Source organism: Acidobacteriota bacterium, assembly GCA_038040445.1.
In the GTDB taxonomy this organism is placed as follows: Bacteria; Acidobacteriota; Blastocatellia; order UBA7656; family UBA7656; genus Onstottus_A; species Onstottus_A frigus.
In genome coordinates this window covers 214,730-227,441 of record JBBPIG010000002.1, presented here as the reverse complement: position 1 = coordinate 227,441, position 12,712 = coordinate 214,730, and the positions used below count along the sequence as shown (strand labels likewise).

Below are 12,712 nucleotides of genomic sequence, written 5' to 3'. Positions count from 1 at the left end.
CTTCACATCCTCTCGGGCGCTTCAATACCCAGCACATCCAACGCGAGGATCAACTGCCTCCGCACCACCGTCGTGATCGCAACCAGCAATGCGCGCCGCGCCGCGTCCTGTTCCGACAGCATGTGATGATTGTGATAAAAGATGTTGAACCGCTGCGCGAGCTGGAAGGCCCACTTCGCGACAACCGCTGGCTCGAGCGCGGCGACCGCGATACGCACAACATCCGCAAGCCGCTCCGCCAGATAGAGAACCGGCCACAGATCATCGCCGTCTTCGCCGCCGAGCAGTTCGCCCAACCGTTCGCGCGGCACTTGCTGAAGCTCCGATGCGCTCACGTCTATGCCGGCATCAGTCAGCTTGCGGAAGATCGAGTTGGCTCGCACGACCGAGTACTGAAGGTACGGCCCTGTTTCACCGTCGAAGGCCAACGCTTCTTTGAAGTCGAAAGATATTATCGAATTGCGCGTGAACTTGAGCAGAAAATACCGCAGCGCTCCGACCGCAATCTTGTGCGCCGCCTGGCGTTGTTCTTCGGCGCTTAACTCGGGATGACGGCTCGCTACTTCAGCCAGAGCATTCGCCTCGAGCTGATCTATGAAATCATCCGTCTTCACGCCGAGTCCCTTGCGTCCGGACATGCTAACCACGCCGCGCTTGCGATCTTCCTCTGACACCTGTTGCCCAAGCTGCTCCGCGGTAGCCGTGGTCAACACGACTTTTTCATAACCGAGATGCGCGCTGCGTTCGACTCGCTCGTCGTGATCCACCGCCATCACCCCGAGCTTTACGTAGTGCTGCGGGTACGCCTGGCCGATGTCGATCACATTGAAGAAAGCCGCGCCGTTTCCGAACTGAGGATGCGCGGGGTCATTCTTGTTCGGGTCAGAACTGGTGATCCACGCGACGTGGTTGTCTGGATACGTGTGAAACTTCCTGTAGTAGAAATCAATGTCGAGCTGTCCCAGCTTCCAAAGGTGAAAACTGATGTCCTTGCCGGTGTAAGTCACCGTGCCGTTCGAGCGCACGATAACCTTATCGAGTTCGTGCTCGCCGTCTTCGGCTTCGTCCGATTCGTCATTTGACCTCATCACCCAGCATCCGGCGAGCTTACCTTCGGTCACGTACTCGAGGGCGCCACGTTCTTTGAGCAACTCAAAGGTACGGCTCCACAGGTTCATGTGCAGCACGTCCGACTCGCGCGGCAGCAAATCGTATTCGATTCCCACCCGGGCCATCGTGTTCAAGTGACATTCGAGTATCCGCATCGAGATGTATTCGGCCATCTCGAAGATCTCGCCGTCACCGGCTTCAAGACCGTGCAGCGCTTCGGTTCGAAACGCCAACCGCGAAGCATCTTCCTCGTAAAAACTCCCGACTCGCGCGTAGAGGTCCCAGCAGTAGTAATCGAACTTCTCCTCGATGGCTTTGATCTTTTCAAGGGTCATGTGTTCGAGGTGCTTGAAGCCGACGACCACATCGGCGACCTGAACTCCGGTGTTGTCGATGTAGTTCTGTATTTCAACAGTTTCTCCAGCGGCGCGGAGCATTCGGACTGTTGTGTCGCCCAGCACGGCATTGCGCACGTGACCGATGTGCGCGGCCTTGTTGGGATTGACGGCGGTATGTTCGACGATGATCTTTCCGCCCAACTGAGGCGAAACCGGTTGGGGCTCGCCAAGCGAGCGCAGCACGAAGTCAGCTCTATCCAGATAGAGATTCAAGTATCCCGCGCCGGCGACTTCAACGCGGACGACTCCCGGCACGCTGCGCATCTCATCGGCGAGCCGGGTGGCGATGTCTCTGGGATTCTGTTTCTGACCGGTCGAGGCTTTCAATCGTTTGGCGAGTTCGAACGCCACAGGAAACGCCAGATCGCCAAGCTCGGTACGAGGCGGGACTTCGACTTGAATCTCGGCCAGGTCGATATCGAAGGCCTTGTTGATAGCGGCGCGCACTTGCTCGCGCATTGTTTCCTGGATGGTCATTGGCTAAACGGCGCTCCGTGTCGCGCGCAGAAAAATTTCTGCTGAGTGTCGAAGCCGGAAATCTTATCAGCGGGGAATTGCTTTTGAAAGGTGTGTGCTTTCGTTCGGTACGGGAAGCGAAAGGAGACTCGCGCGCAGCCCTCACAAAAGACGGATAACGGTGAAGCCTTCGCCTTCCGCGGCATTCGACAGATTGCCGTCGGCCCCGATGAACACTCGACCACGTGGGCGATTGCCGCACCACACCAGGGCCGCACTCAACTGAAGCGCATCAGCCGCCCTAAGCTGGTGGCTGCTCAACAGACGCTCGGCCCGATGCCTCACCTCCTCCGTTGGCTGGATTTCATTCCATCGATGGCGAAGGTGTTCAAGCCGCTCCAATGCTTGCCTGCATTCACTGGGCGTAATGTGCCCTTCGCGTTTCAGACGGTTGAATGAGCTAACGGCTTCGACAGCCGTTGCCCACCACACAAGCTGCCTGGCGTGGATGCGAGAGGTCTGTCGTGCGCGCGCCGACTGCGGCTGGTAACAACACAAGGGAACAATTCCGCTGGTATCCCAAAAGGCGGTGAGAGGAGTAGCAGCCGCAGCCTTGCGTTGGCGCTTAGTCCTCATCCCTCTCCTTCTCAAGAGCTGTTCGCAAAAGCGCGGGTGCTACCCTCGGTGCTGGGAGGTCCCAGAAAGAATCGTCAATGACTCCTTCGCCGAGACGAAGTTTTCCCTGCGCGGCAAGCGCCTTCAGTTCGTCATCCTGGTGAGCAGAACGAGCCAGGGGCACGATCCTGGCAATAGGTAGATTCCGATCACGTATCACGATTTCCTCGCCCGCTCTGACCTCATTTAGGTAGAGACTGAGCCGGTTTTTCAGTTCTGCGATATTGACGGTCTTCATAGTTCCGACCTCGAAAACCGCAAACGGCATATGGCCATAAGGGATTCCCTAGATGGCCATAATAGCTTCATTAAGACGGCAAGTGCAAGATCCTCCCTACGTTACCTCTGACCTCTGAGGTCTGACCTCTCAGTTTTGACCTCCGGCTTCTGACCTCTACTTCTGACTTCTGATATCATTCAGCCCGCACCATGCCCGGGAACCAAGGCTGGCTGTCAAACCCTTACCTGATCAGAAAGGAGATTCATCGATAATGACGCTTCGACGCTTTGCCTCACTCATCCTTTTAATCACAGCCCTACACATCCCACTTGCGGCCCAGGACCCAGCCCAAGACGCAGCAAGGGTGAAGGAGCGGTACACAAAATATGAATATCAGATTCCCATGCGCGATGGAGCTCGGCTCTACGCCGCCGTCTATGTCCCAAAAGACACTTCGCAAAAATATCCGTTTCTTTTGACGCGCACGCCTTACAGCATCGCGCCCTATGGTGTCGATAACTATCGAGCCTCGTTAGGACCATCAGAGCATTTTGAGAAAGAGGGTTTCATATTCGTCTATGAGGACGCGCGTGGACGGCATATGTCCGAACGTGAGTTCCTGCAAGTGCGCCCTTATCAGCCGAACAAGAAGTCCAATAAAGATATCGACGAAAGCACCGACACCTACGACACCATCGAATGGCTGCTCAAGAACATTCCAAACAACAACGGCAGAGTCGGCATGGTAGGCATTTCGCAACCGGGCTTTCACGTCGCCGCAAGCTTGATGGACGCGCATCCGGCGCTCAAAGCGGCCTCGCCGCAGGCGCCGACTGCCGACTATTACATGGGCGACGACGTCTATCACAACGGCGCCTTCATGCTCGGAGCGAATTTCGGGTTCTATGGCTTCTTCACTCCGCGAAAAGGCGAACCCACCGTGCCGAAGCAGCGACTTGATTTTGATTTCGGCACCCCCGACGCTTACGAATTCTTCTTGAAGATGGGTCCGCTCGCCGAGGCCAGCAAGAAATACTTCAGCGGCGAAGCGGCTTATTGGCAGGAGATCGTCGATCATCCAAACTATGACGAGTTCTGGCAGTCCCGGTCGCTATGGAAATTCATGAACAACGTCACGCCCGCCGTTCTCAACGTAGGCGGATGGTTCGATGCTGAAGACCCGATGGGGCCCCTTCACATCTACCGCGCAGTGGAAAAGCACAACCCGAACACAACGAACCTTCTGGTGATGGGACCGTGGTGTCACGGCTGCTGGGGGCGCGGCGACGGCGACAAGTTGGGCAATTTGAATTTCAACGTAAAGACAGCGGCGTTTTTTCGCGAGCAGATTCAATTTCCGTTCTTTATGCACTACTTGAAAGATAAGCCGATGGATATGCCCGAAGCGTGGATGTTCTTAACCGGGCTAAACGAATGGCGAAAGCTTGATGCTTGGCCGCCAAAAGGTCTGCAACCGAAGACGCTCTACTTTCGCGCCGGCGGACGCTTGAGCAGCGACGCGCCGGTGGAAGACGACCGTAGCGCCTTTGATGAATACATCAGCGACCCGAACAAGCCTGTGCCTTATGTTGGCTACGTCGCGGACGGAATGACGCGAGACTACATGACTGAAGATCAGCGGTTCGCGGCTTCGCGCACGGATGTTCTGGTTTATGAGACCGAGCCGCTCGAAGACGATCTGACCATAGCCGGAGCGATCAAAGTGACTCTGCAGGTTTCAACCTCAGGCACGGACTCGGACTTCGTAGTCAAGTTGATAGATGTTTATCCTGGCAGCTATCCGACGCCTGCACCGCCTCCGAATCAGCCAGTGCCAGCCAACGCGGTGAAGATGGGAGGTTATCAGCAGTTGGTGCGCGGCGAACCTTTTCGCGCAAAATTCCGGAACGGCTTCGAGCGCCCGGAGGCCCCAGTGCCAATGATCCCCAACAGGCCTACACAGATCAGCTACGATCTACCGGACATGTATCACACTTTTCGCAAGGGTCATAAGGTGATGGTGCAGATCCAGAGCAGTTGGTTTCCGCTGGTTGACCGCAATCCGCAGAAGTTCATGGACATCCCGAAAGCGACGGCTTCAGACTTTCAAAAAGCCACGCAGAGGGTCTACCGCTCACGGAGTCTGAGCTCATCGGTGACCGTGTCGGTGGAACCGCGTGCACGGTTGTGATCGATATGAATGGCCAGATTTGTTTTTCGCACTCGTGGGCCCGGCGGTTGTAAAGTAGGATAAATCTTTAGCACTGTATAGCAGACAGCGGACGTTGCTGGGCGCGGCACATCAAATCTGATGTTGTATTCACATGGACTTCATAGTAGAGTTTTACGAGACCGAAGCAGGAACGTGTCCCGTGCGTGAGTTTCTGGACGACTTGAAAGCTAGCGATCCAGAGGACTTCGCGGCGGTCGTCGCAGGTCTTGCAAAGTTGCGGAGCCGCCAGTATCACCGGGAGCCATTGTCCAAGGCGGTTGGGGACGGGCTGTTTGAACTGCGCCACGTGGGCGAGCTCAATACCCGCGTGTTGTGGTTCTTCGCCAAGAATCGCCGGATCGTCGCGGCGCACGGGATCCGCAACAAAGCCCGGGCCATCCCGGCTCGCGATCTGCGGCTCGCGAGGGAACGGATGCGCCAGTGGCGCAAGAGAGCAGAATGACTAAGAAGACCAATTTCGACCGTTACCTCAAGGAGCAACTAAGGGACCCAGCTTTTGCAGCCCGCTTCGAGCGCGCCGGCGAGGCTTGGGATGTGGCGCTGCAAATCGCCGCGCTCCGCCAGCAGGCCGGACTTTCTCAGAAGGACCTAGCCAAGCTTCTCAAGACCTCGCAGCAGCAGATCAGCCGCCTTGAGTCCCCCGTCTACGAAGGCCACTCCCTTAGTATGCTGCGCCGCGTTGCCGACGCGCTGCAGGCGCGGGTTTGCATCGTATTCGAACCGGCGACGAGTAGAAAGGAAAAGCGGGTAGCAGAATCCGCCGCGAAGTACGGCGCGAAGCGTGCAGCAGCAAAACGGAAATGAGTCCAACCCGAAACAACATTCGCGAGCTCACCAAACGCGTGGTTGCGGTGCAGGAACAGGCCCGATCGCTGGGCCTTTTCCCGGGCGATCGGGAGCTGCTCGAGTGCCCGAAATGTGGACTGCTCGAGGATGTTTTGATGGGCGGAAAACTGATAACTTACCACGCCGGTGCTGAAGGTCAGGATACGGGACTCCGCTTCAAGGAGCTTGCTGAAGGCAAGTTCAGCTGTCCTGCATGTGGCGGGATCGTTAAGGAGCGGTAACCACGCCGCCAATGAAGACGCAGTGGAGTACGCGGTAAGAATCAGCAAGGGCTTCACCGACTATTGTCAGCCTTCCATCCACGCGTCCGAATCGCCTCGCTGAACAAGTCCGTTTTCTAGTCTCGCTTCTCCTTCAACTACGCTCGGCCGGACACTTCGCCCGTTTGTGTGTTAACGCGGACGACTTCACCCTCTTTGATAAAAAGCGGAACCCGCACGGCGAGACCGGTCTCCAATGTCGCTTGCTTGGTTGCTCCTCCGGCTGCCGTGTCGCCGCGGAGCCCTAACTCTGCAGTGGCTACCGCGAGATCGACGAACTGCGGCAGTTGAAGCGAAACAGGAGTGCCGTTGTATCTCAATACCTCTAGAGTCACACCCTCTTTGAGATAGCCGGCATCAGCGCCGACCGCTTCGGCTGAGAACGTAAACTGCTCGTAACTCTTCTCATCCATGAAATGAAAACCGTCCGCGTCACTGTAAAGAAAAGAGGCGGGCGCTAGCTCAACATCCGGTTCCCCAAACTTCTCGCTCGAACGGAAGCTCTTTTCCAGGACCGCGCCCGTCAATAAGTGACGCAACTTCGTACGTACCATCGTCGCTGCGCCGCGCGCCGTCGGCGATGCAAAGAAAACGTCGAGGACCACATAGGGCTGCCCGTCAACCTCGATCAGTAGTTTGCGTTTTAGTTCGTTGGCTGCAATGAGCGCCATTCAATTCATTCCTCTCGAGCTCGAGCAAGTTTGGCCAGCGTCCGCAGCCTGCCCGTAAAGTACATCATTCAAACCTTGCTGACAAAACCATCACCGCAAAGGCGCAAAGAACGCAGAGATCACGCAGAGAAAGAACCCGGAGATCACGCATAGAAAAAGCGCTTCAGCCTCTGCGCTACCTGCGCGTCCTCGGCGCCTCGGCGGTGAGACTGTCTTAACTCCAAATGAAATTCCAGCACTAGCAAAAAATCAGATCGCTTGACTTGCACAGATGCCGGTTTATAGCATCTCCGTCTTGCCGAGGTGCCAACTTGTCGACTGTGCTCACTTGCATCACCGATGAACTTCGATTCCTGTTCGACTGCGCCCGCACAGGTTGGTCGTTTCGCGCAAAGACGCAAAGACACGCGAAAACGCAAAGACGCGAAGACGCAAAGGGACATTCTGAGGAGCGAGCTTGATGCGAGTCGTGTACTTCGACTGCTTTGCTGGGGTGAGCGGCGATATGACAATCGGCGCGCAGATAGATCTGGGCGTCGATCTCGAATCGCTCAAGCAACAACTCTCGTCGCTCCAACTTTCTGGTTATGAACTAAACAGCCGGCGCGTGCAGCGAAGCGGGATCGCGGCGACCAAGTTCGATGTCGAAATCGATCAGAGAGCGCAGCCGGAGAGAACGCTTGCCGACATTCGGTCGCTGATACTCGGATCGAGCGTATCGGAGCAGGTGAAGGATCGAGCGGTTCGAGTCTTTGAACGCCTGGCCGAAGCTGAAGCCCGAGTTCACGGGACGACGCCAGACAAAGTTCACTTTCACGAAGTGGGCTCGGTTGATTCGATCATCGACATCGTAGGCGCGATGGTCGGTTTCGAGCTGCTCGGCGTCGAGCGGTTCTTCTGCTCGCCACTGAGGGTCGGAAGCGGGTCAGTGCAGACGCAACATGGACGATTGCCGGTTCCTGCTCCGGCTACGGCGGAACTTCTACGCGGCGTCACGGTGTACGCGGGTGAAATTGAAGGCGAGTTTGTCACGCCGACCGGCGCCGCGATCGTGGCGACTCTTTGCGAAGAGTTTGGGGCGATGCCGCAGATTAAGGTGGCCGGCGTCGGGTATGGCGCCGGAACTCGCGATCCTAAAAGTTTTCCGAATGCGTTGCGACTGATGATTGGTGAGATGGAAGAGCCGAAGAGTGGTGTCGGCGGGATTTCTGAAAACGCCGGGGAAGGGAATGCCGCGTTGAAAGTAGACGAGACGATTGCAGTCGTCGAGACCAACATCGATGACATGAACCCGCAGGTCTACGGCTTCGTGATGGAGCGCGCGTTCGCGCTCGGAGCGCTTGATGTGTTCATGATTCCGGCTCAGATGAAAAAAGACAGGCCGGGTGTTCTTTTCACGATTCTGTGCCGGCCTGAAGCGTCGGAGGCAATGATCGAGCTGCTGCTTGTTGAGACTACAACGCTGGGCGTTCGCTACTACGAAGCGAAGCGACGTGTGCTGGAGCGCGCAATCGAAGAAGTCGACACTGAGTACGGGCGGGTGCGCATAAAGGTAGCGCGTGACGGCGCTCGCACGCTACACTTTCAGCCTGAATACGATGATTGCGCGCGACTGGCGGTTGAGACGAATACGCCGCTGCTTGAAGTGCAAGCGGCCGCTAGCGCCGCGTATAGAAACAAATTGAACCAACTCGATTAAGACGAGCAGATGATGACGAACTCGAAGAAAGCAATCGAACGGGAGGGGCTGGCGAAGCGGAATGCCTTTGATGGATCGAAGGTCGAAGCGGGCGTGCGGTTGATCCTCGAAGGCATCGGCGAAGACCCGGCCCGCCCTGGCATTGAGGGGACGCCGCGACGAGTTGCGGTCATGTATGAAGAGATATGCGCCGGCTTGCACAACGATCCGCGCGAGTTCCTTCACGTGTTGCCCTCTGAGACTCACGACGAGATGGTGATCGTCAAAGACATACCTCTGTATTCGATCTGCGAGCATCATCTGTTGCCGTTCTTTGGAGTGGCGCACATCGCTTACATACCGAAGGACGGGCGAATCGTGGGGCTGTCAAAGCTCGCTCGCGTAGCCGACCTGATGGCGCGAAAGCCTCAGATTCAAGAACGGCTGGCCACCGAGATTGCCGACTTGCTGGACGAGATGCTGCGCCCGACTGGAGTGATGGTCGTCATCGAAGCCGAGCATATGTGCATCGAGATGCGGGGCATCAAGAAGCCGGGAGCGAAGGCGGTCACAAGCGCGTTGCGAGGAGGCTTCTTGAAGGACCAACGCACACGCGCGGAAGCGATGGCGCTTATTCGGGATCACGACAGGTAAGGACCGACGACGGACGACCGCCGACCAACGAGCAATCGATCAGCAGTGGGGGACCTGAATCAATAATCAAGGACTCACGACGAATGCGGAGATACGTCGATGGTATCTGCGCCGCGTAGCTACAATTCGCGAACTGGTTGAACAATGGGTCAAACAAGGCCTCTCGGTGCGCGAGAGAGCTGAACGCTCGTGGCAAATCCGCCACGATGCGCGCAGGGACGCACGGTCGATGATGGCCGATTCTAGTGAAGTCGAACTGCTTAGAGAAAGAGATATCGCCAAGTTCGGCAGCCCCGATGGACCAACATTCGACTTCCTCATCGAACGCCTCAACGAGGCCGGTCTTGCAGGCGACGCGGTCTATGAGGCAATAATTGACCAGGCATGCAGAACAGATGCAGAATTAGACCAGAAGCTGGATTTGTGAGCGCGAGGTGAAACGTGACCGCAAATGTGCGCAGTTATCTTGAAGAGAGGGTAGCCTGGAGGCGAGGCGTTGACCCCAGCTATCCTTTTGAGGCCGAGTTCGATAGCGACAAGCTTCTGATACGGCTGAACGACTTTCCCGAACAGAGCCTCTACACCCTTATGGTGAATGATGAAGAAGTTCTGAGTTTTGATGACTGGCCGGAACAGTGGCCGAGGCCCTAGGTCGCGCCATCTCATTCAACCCACATAATCGCCAACATGGGAGAGAACACCTTCTACGTAACAACGCCGATCTACTACGTTAATGCGAAGCCACATATCGGACACGCGTATCCGACCCTGGTCGCCGACACTCTCACGAGGTTCTACCGGCAGCGCGGAATCGATTCATACTTCCTGACCGGCACCGATGAACACGGCATCAACATCGAGCGAGCTGCCGCTGCGCGCGGTATCGAGGTCAAGCAGCAGGTCAATGAAATCGTCGACGAGTTCAAAAGTGCGTTTGCTTCACTTGGAATCGAATATGACCAGTGGATTCGCACCACCGATCCGCGGCACGAGGCTGCCGTTCAAAAGCTCTGGCGAATACTCGACGAACGCGGCCACATCTACAAATCGAGATACGAGGGATGGTACTGCGGAAACTGCAATGAGTACAAAGATGTGGATGACAAGATCGCCGAGCCGCTCTGTCCGATCCATGAACGGCCGCTTGAACGGCTTGCCGAGGAAAGTTACTTCTTCAGACTGTCTGAGTTTCAGAGGCCGTTGCTCGAACACTACGAGAAGCACCCTGAGTTTGTGCAGCCGGATGTCCGGCGCAATGAAGTGATCTCGTTTGTCGCGGGCGGGCTCAAGGACCTCTCGATAAGCCGCGTTTCGGTGAAGTGGGGAGTTCCGGTTCCCGGCGACCCGGCCCACACGATATATGTTTGGCTGGATGCGCTATCCAACTACATCACCGCGCTTGGATGGGGCAGCGATCAACACGAGTTGATGGATCGTTATTGGCCGGCATTGCACCTGGTCGGAAAAGACATTCTCAGGTTTCATGCAGTCTACTGGCCTGCGTTCTTGATGGGGGCGGGCATCGAGTTGCCGCGCACGGTCTTTGCACACGGAATGTTGCTGCGCGGCGGGCAGAAGATGGGCAAGACGCTGGGCAACGCCATCGACCTGGGCGTGCTCAAGAAACATTTCGCTCCGGATCTAATCCGCTACTTCCTCCTCAGAGAAGTCGCGTTCGGTCAGGATGGCGAGGTCACGTATCAAGCGCTGATCGATCGCGTCAATTCAGACCTTGCAGATGGGCTGGGAAATCTGGCGAGCCGCACGCTCACGATGATCAAGAACTATTTCGGTGGGGTCCCGCCGCGTCCTGGGTGTGATAGTGCCGAAGAGCCCACGGACGTCAGGCTGCGGATAAATGACGCGAAGCGAAAGTTCGACGAAGAATTCAACGCGCTGAATTTTTCACGCGCGCTCGAAGCTGCATGGACGGGGATTGCAGGAGTGGACAAGTTCATCAGCGACAACCAGCCGTGGAAGCTCGCGAAGGATGCTTCTGCGCGGCCCCAGCTCGAAAGCGTGCTTGCAACCGCGTACGAAGCGTTGCGCCATCTCGTTTTGGTTGTTGCTCCGGCTTTGCCGGCGACATCGCGTGAGATATGGAGTCAGATGGGGCTCGCGGGTGATCCGCTCCGAATCGATCCGAACGAAGCAAAGTGGGGCGAGTCCGTTGACGCGTCAAAGATCGATCGCATCAGTCCGGCATTTCCAAAACTCGATAAGGGAAAAATAATGGCAGAGATCGAAAACGAAAGCGCGGCGCCAGTCGGTGAGCAGGCTAAGCCACAAGAGAGCGCCGGGCAACAAGCGGCAAGTGAAAGTGCCGCACCCACAGGGCAACAAGCAGCGACAAGCGAAGGCTCTGCGACGGCTGACCGGCAGGCAGGGATGCCTGCGCTCCCAGGGCAAATAATCACTATCGATGATTTCGCTAAGGTGGAGTTGCGGGCGGCGACTGTGCTCGAGGCAGAGAAGGTCCCCAAGGCCGACAAGCTGCTGCGATTGATTGTTGATGTTGGTGAAGCGCAGCCGCGACAGATTCTCGCCGGCATAGCGGAGCACTACACGCCGGAGGATGTTGTGGGCCGCAAGATAATCGTCGTGGCGAACCTGGCTCCTCGCAAGCTGCGCGGACTCGAGTCTAACGGAATGCTGTTGGCAGCCTCGATTGAAGAGAGCGGACGGCCGGTGCTGGCGACATTCGGTGAAGAGGTGCCGAACGGCGCGCGGTTGAAGTAATGACGGTTCAGAGTTCCGGGTTCAGGGTTCCGAGTTCTCGAAGTTCAAGTGTTCGGAATTTCGGGGTTATGTAAGTGAGGTTCGACAGCGCGTCCGAATGAGTCTCAACCAAAACCCTGAACCCTGAACCCTGAACGCGGAACCATCGATCATCCCCAACGTCTGCACGCCTCGATGTAGTTCATGGGCTCCAGCTCGCCGGCGACCTGCAGGCGATTGACCATTTCGCTTACGACCTCGATGTCCCGCGAATGGACCGATATCGTTTCGACCTTGTGTGTTGCGAATGTCACTTTAGCCAGCTCCAGCCATCCATTTTCAAACTGATACTGCGATCGCCTCTTGGTTACTCTGGTTTCAGCGACGGCGGGCGACGATGCGGCGAGCGCCTTAACGAAGTCCTCTTCACTAAAGCTCGCGGTTGAGAGAACAGATTCCGGCAGCTCGACGCTCAACAACCGCGCAGCGTCTTTCAACCTGTCGAGCGAGACCGGAAACGGATAGGTAAACTCGGCGCTTTCGTTGTACAGCTCGAACAGTCCTGGCCGGGTTTCGAATAGCAGCTTGAGCTTTAGAACCCACCCGCTTACGTATCGGCGCAGCTTGACGTTCTGATCGCTGTGCGGCGCAACCAGGTAAATGTCTTCGCCGCGAAGATCGCTCAACCCAAGCCTGATCGGATAAGCGCGTACCTTTGCGGCGAGGCTCTTGCTGATTGGCCCAAACGCCCGCCACTCCCAAATCTTTCCTTCTTCTGGAGACTTTGTCATCG

14 protein-coding genes are annotated in these 12,712 nt (G+C 56.7%); 9 read left to right on the top strand and 5 right to left on the bottom strand.

The features are described from left to right. Positions 1 to 2: 2 nt before the first annotated feature. From argS to AABO57_03105, 3 genes are all read right to left on the bottom strand, one after another. The gene (gene argS / locus AABO57_03115) at positions 3 to 1,985 is read right to left on the bottom strand and encodes an arginine--tRNA ligase (GenBank protein MEK6284710.1); all 1,983 of its coding nucleotides are present in this window, start codon (positions 1,983 to 1,985) and stop codon (positions 3 to 5) included. 141 nt (positions 1,986 to 2,126) lie between these two features. Further along, complete coding sequence (locus tag AABO57_03110) at positions 2,127 to 2,600, bottom strand: type II toxin-antitoxin system VapC family toxin (protein MEK6284709.1); 474 nt, start codon at positions 2,598 to 2,600, stop codon at positions 2,127 to 2,129. Beyond that, entirely contained in the window at positions 2,590 to 2,877 is a 288-nt protein-coding gene (locus tag AABO57_03105) for a type II toxin-antitoxin system prevent-host-death family antitoxin (GenBank protein MEK6284708.1), read from the bottom strand. Before AABO57_03105 ends, AABO57_03110 begins: the two co-directional genes overlap by 11 nt. 253 nt (positions 2,878 to 3,130) lie before the next feature. Here AABO57_03105 and AABO57_03100 point away from each other — a divergent pair, with 253 nt between their 5' ends. The 4 genes from AABO57_03100 (at position 3,131) to AABO57_03085 (ending at position 6,159) form a co-directional block, all read left to right on the top strand. Next, positions 3,131 to 5,050, top strand: coding sequence for a CocE/NonD family hydrolase (locus AABO57_03100; GenBank protein MEK6284707.1), 1,920 nt, complete (start codon positions 3,131 to 3,133; stop codon positions 5,048 to 5,050). Positions 5,051 to 5,183: 133 nt separating this feature from the next. Further along, positions 5,184 to 5,534, top strand: a complete 351-nt coding sequence (locus tag AABO57_03095) for a type II toxin-antitoxin system RelE/ParE family toxin (GenBank protein MEK6284706.1) — start codon at positions 5,184 to 5,186, stop codon at positions 5,532 to 5,534. After that, positions 5,531 to 5,896, top strand: coding sequence for a helix-turn-helix transcriptional regulator (locus AABO57_03090; GenBank protein ID MEK6284705.1), 366 nt, complete (start codon positions 5,531 to 5,533; stop codon positions 5,894 to 5,896). Before AABO57_03095 ends, AABO57_03090 begins: the two co-directional genes overlap by 4 nt. Further along, the gene (locus tag AABO57_03085; protein ID MEK6284704.1) at positions 5,893 to 6,159 is read left to right on the top strand and encodes a hypothetical protein; all 267 of its coding nucleotides are present in this window, start codon (positions 5,893 to 5,895) and stop codon (positions 6,157 to 6,159) included. The genes AABO57_03090 and AABO57_03085 overlap by 4 nt, the downstream gene beginning before the upstream one ends. A 137-nt stretch (positions 6,160 to 6,296) precedes the next feature. Here the strand turns inward: AABO57_03085 and efp are convergent, their stop codons facing one another. Next, positions 6,297 to 6,869 carry an elongation factor P gene (efp, locus tag AABO57_03080; protein MEK6284703.1) on the bottom strand — a complete coding sequence of 191 codons (573 nt, stop codon included), beginning with the start codon at positions 6,867 to 6,869 and terminating at the stop codon, positions 6,297 to 6,299. A 460-nt stretch (positions 6,870 to 7,329) separates the two neighbouring features. Between efp and larC the strand changes: the two genes are divergently transcribed. The 5 genes from larC (at position 7,330) to metG (ending at position 11,940) form a co-directional block, all read left to right on the top strand. Then, a complete protein-coding gene (larC, locus tag AABO57_03075) occupies positions 7,330 to 8,568 on the top strand; it encodes a nickel pincer cofactor biosynthesis protein LarC (GenBank protein ID MEK6284702.1) in 1,239 nt (412 codons plus the stop codon). Positions 8,569 to 8,580: 12 nt separating this feature from the next. After that, entirely contained in the window at positions 8,581 to 9,201 is a 621-nt protein-coding gene (folE, locus tag AABO57_03070) for a GTP cyclohydrolase I FolE (GenBank protein MEK6284701.1), read from the top strand. A gap of 229 nt (positions 9,202 to 9,430) precedes the next feature. Continuing rightward, on the top strand, positions 9,431 to 9,628 hold the full coding sequence (locus tag AABO57_03065) for a hypothetical protein (GenBank protein ID MEK6284700.1): 198 nt from the start codon (positions 9,431 to 9,433) through the stop codon (positions 9,626 to 9,628). Between the two features lie 14 nt (positions 9,629 to 9,642). Further along, the gene (locus AABO57_03060; GenBank protein ID MEK6284699.1) at positions 9,643 to 9,852 is read left to right on the top strand and encodes a hypothetical protein; all 210 of its coding nucleotides are present in this window, start codon (positions 9,643 to 9,645) and stop codon (positions 9,850 to 9,852) included. A gap of 36 nt (positions 9,853 to 9,888) precedes the next feature. Then, entirely contained in the window at positions 9,889 to 11,940 is a 2,052-nt protein-coding gene (gene metG / locus AABO57_03055) for a methionine--tRNA ligase (protein ID MEK6284698.1), read from the top strand. A gap of 149 nt (positions 11,941 to 12,089) precedes the next feature. Here metG and AABO57_03050 read toward each other — a convergent pair whose 3' ends face one another. Further along, the gene (locus AABO57_03050) at positions 12,090 to 12,710 is read right to left on the bottom strand and encodes a hypothetical protein (protein MEK6284697.1); all 621 of its coding nucleotides are present in this window, start codon (positions 12,708 to 12,710) and stop codon (positions 12,090 to 12,092) included. Positions 12,711 to 12,712: the final 2 nt, after the last annotated feature.

What these genes read in the sequence shown, in the direction of transcription:
- argS (MEK6284710.1), bottom strand. Translation starts at nt 1,985, where the DNA reads ATGACCATCCAGGAAACAATGCGCGAGCAAGTGCGCGCCGCTATCAAC.
- AABO57_03110 (MEK6284709.1), bottom strand. Translation starts at nt 2,600, where the DNA reads ATGAGGACTAAGCGCCAACGCAAGGCTGCGGCTGCTACTCCTCTCACC.
- AABO57_03105 (MEK6284708.1), bottom strand. Translation starts at nt 2,877, where the DNA reads ATGAAGACCGTCAATATCGCAGAACTGAAAAACCGGCTCAGTCTCTAC.
- AABO57_03100 (MEK6284707.1), top strand. Translation starts at nt 3,131, where the DNA reads ATGACGCTTCGACGCTTTGCCTCACTCATCCTTTTAATCACAGCCCTA.
- AABO57_03095 (MEK6284706.1), top strand. Translation starts at nt 5,184, where the DNA reads ATGGACTTCATAGTAGAGTTTTACGAGACCGAAGCAGGAACGTGTCCC.
- AABO57_03090 (MEK6284705.1), top strand. Translation starts at nt 5,531, where the DNA reads ATGACTAAGAAGACCAATTTCGACCGTTACCTCAAGGAGCAACTAAGG.
- AABO57_03085 (MEK6284704.1), top strand. Translation starts at nt 5,893, where the DNA reads ATGAGTCCAACCCGAAACAACATTCGCGAGCTCACCAAACGCGTGGTT.
- efp (MEK6284703.1), bottom strand. Translation starts at nt 6,869, where the DNA reads ATGGCGCTCATTGCAGCCAACGAACTAAAACGCAAACTACTGATCGAG.
- larC (MEK6284702.1), top strand. Translation starts at nt 7,330, where the DNA reads ATGCGAGTCGTGTACTTCGACTGCTTTGCTGGGGTGAGCGGCGATATG.
- folE (MEK6284701.1), top strand. Translation starts at nt 8,581, where the DNA reads ATGACGAACTCGAAGAAAGCAATCGAACGGGAGGGGCTGGCGAAGCGG.
- AABO57_03065 (MEK6284700.1), top strand. Translation starts at nt 9,431, where the DNA reads ATGATGGCCGATTCTAGTGAAGTCGAACTGCTTAGAGAAAGAGATATC.
- metG (MEK6284698.1), top strand. Translation starts at nt 9,889, where the DNA reads ATGGGAGAGAACACCTTCTACGTAACAACGCCGATCTACTACGTTAAT.
- AABO57_03050 (MEK6284697.1), bottom strand. Translation starts at nt 12,710, where the DNA reads ATGACAAAGTCTCCAGAAGAAGGAAAGATTTGGGAGTGGCGGGCGTTT.